At 59.3% G+C, this 855-nt stretch carries 2 protein-coding genes; both read right to left on the reverse strand.

Annotation, left to right across the window (positions count from 1 at the left end; translation table 11 throughout):
* Positions 1-229 precede the first annotated feature (229 nt).
* A complete protein-coding gene (locus A3730_RS28430) occupies positions 230-688 on the reverse strand; it encodes a YcgN family cysteine cluster protein (RefSeq protein WP_063520998.1) in 459 nt (152 codons plus the stop codon).
* Positions 681-842 (reverse strand): YcgL domain-containing protein, encoded by a 162-nt coding sequence (locus A3730_RS30040; RefSeq protein WP_231884079.1) that lies wholly within the window; start codon positions 840-842, stop codon positions 681-683. The genes A3730_RS28430 and A3730_RS30040 overlap by 8 nt, the downstream gene beginning before the upstream one ends.
* Positions 843-855: the final 13 nt, after the last annotated feature.

The raw sequence follows: 855 nt of genomic DNA on the forward strand, positions 1-855 counted from the left end.
CATTCGTCATGCTGCGGGGAAACGGACCAGGGGGTCAGCAACAGGGCCGTCAACAGGGTTCGCAACGGTACCTTGCCCCATCGTGACAGCGGGCGTGTCAGCCACCACCAGACAAACAATACGCCGATGCTGCCGATCAGGTAGGCGAACCAGCCCCATAGATATGCTTGTGTTGTCACAACTTCTCCTACACGTGTAATTGAACCCACTGCCAGGCCCTTGCCTGGATTCAGTCGATCCAGTGAACAATATGCTCTTCCCAATCGTCTTCCGGCACAAGCTGCTCGGACACCACGCGCCCGGCCACACTGATGCCTGCCTGCTTCACGCTGCCCGCATTTTCGCTAAGCAGCGGGTGCCAGCCGGGTAACGGCTGGCCATGGGCGCGCAAACGATACGCACAAGTGGACGGCAACCAGTCGGTATCCCGGGCAATGGCTTCAGTCACTTGAATACAGTCAGGGACCCGCTGAAAACGCTCCGGATACACCCGACACTGACATTTTTTGCTATCCAGAAAGCGGCAGGCCAAATTGGTAAACGCCAGCTCGCCACTGTCTTCATCTTCCAGTTTGACCAGACAACAGCGGCCACACCCATCGCACAATGCCTCCCACTCACGGGCATTGAGCTCGCTCAGCGGCAGGGTCCAGAACTGCGCACGCAGTGGCCGGGTCACGTCAGGCATCACGCCCGGCCGGTTTATCCGGATGGCCATCGGCCATGAACAGGTCTTCATCCGGCGGCGGCGGCATTTGCAGATAAAAGCCCTGCTCGCGGATTTTACCGATAACCTGCTCCACATCCGCCCGAGCCAGAGGCCGCGCCGGGCTCAGGATCATGTCGGTCACATGT

It is taken from the genome of Alcanivorax sp. HI0044, from assembly GCF_001634945.1.

Excerpts from the sequence above, each read along its gene's own strand:
- A3730_RS28430 (WP_063520998.1), bottom strand. The coding sequence starts at position 688 with ATGCCTGACGTGACCCGGCCACTGCGTGCGCAGTTCTGGACCCTGCCG.
- A3730_RS30040 (WP_231884079.1), bottom strand. The coding sequence starts at position 842 with ATGATCCTGAGCCCGGCGCGGCCTCTGGCTCGGGCGGATGTGGAGCAG.